Source organism: Erwinia typographi (assembly GCF_000773975.1).
GTDB lineage: Bacteria > Pseudomonadota > Gammaproteobacteria > Enterobacterales > Enterobacteriaceae > Erwinia > Erwinia typographi.
Genome location: NZ_JRUQ01000137.1, coordinates 1 through 891, shown reverse-complemented (window position 1 = coordinate 891; position 891 = coordinate 1). Strand labels below are relative to the sequence as shown.

Genomic DNA, 891 nt, shown 5'->3' with positions numbered 1-891 from the left:
TTCAGGCAGCTGCTCATAAACGTTTTACGCTCATCGCCCTTTAAGGCTTTCTCTCCTGCCTGCTGATTACATACGGTCATTTTTTGCTGCTGGGCGGTCTTTTCTGCCGCGCCAGCATAACCACTAGCAAGCAATGAAAGCATCGCCGCCGCCACCAGATATTTCATCTTCATGTTTTTCCATCCCTAATTGATTAACAAGCCATCAAAGTTTGACATAAATTCCCCCCGCCACCAGCAGAATGGCATAAATAAGAGAGGGCGATCGAGTATTGCGGCACATCAGTTCGTCCTCCTCCCATTCCTGCAAGAGACCAGACTGATAAAAACGATTACTGGCGGGGATAATGCAAAAGGCGCTGAATATAATTTTCCAGCAAAGAAGAATCTTCAGAGTTAATCGTTGGGGTCGCCTCGGTAGCGGTATCCAGTGCTGTGGTGATACTTCTCGTTATCTGCTGAAACTGCGCGTTGTCCAGCTTGCGCACCAAGGCAGTCACCACAATTTCTAACGCCTCAACCTGAGCCACTAATTCTTTCGACTCTTCTTCTTTTTCCGCCAGTCTGACCAGCAGTTCTGCAATGAGGTTTTTCATGCGGGCGTCTCAGCGAGTTAAAGCAAGACGTTACCACCAGTCTTAAAAAAAGAAAACAGATAATCGCTTTATATTTTCGCAACTTAAATCGAGTACCTGCTTGATTATTCACTTTTGCGATATGGCGCAATATTTTTTTGCAGCGAAACGTTTTGCGCCTGATTAAGCTCACAACCCGATGCGGCAAGACCAGAAATAACCAGAGGCATCAGCCTCTGGTTACACCGAACTAGTAGCCCTGGCTTTGAGCAAAGCCGCCGCGAGGACCGCCGCCACCGCCACCCCAGCCGCCGCCG

2 protein-coding genes are annotated in these 891 nt (G+C 48.5%); both read right to left on the bottom strand.

Features of this window, described 5'->3' with window-relative positions; genetic code table 11:
• Nucleotides 1-173, bottom strand: a 173-nt coding sequence (locus NG99_RS27360) for a PsiF family protein (protein WP_232298383.1), incomplete at its 3' end; no start/stop codon positions are given.
• 158 nt (nucleotides 174-331) lie between these two features.
• Nucleotides 332-595, bottom strand: a complete 264-nt coding sequence (iraP, locus tag NG99_RS27355) for an anti-adapter protein IraP (RefSeq protein WP_034900079.1) — start codon at nucleotides 593-595, stop codon at nucleotides 332-334.
• Nucleotides 596-891: the final 296 nt, after the last annotated feature.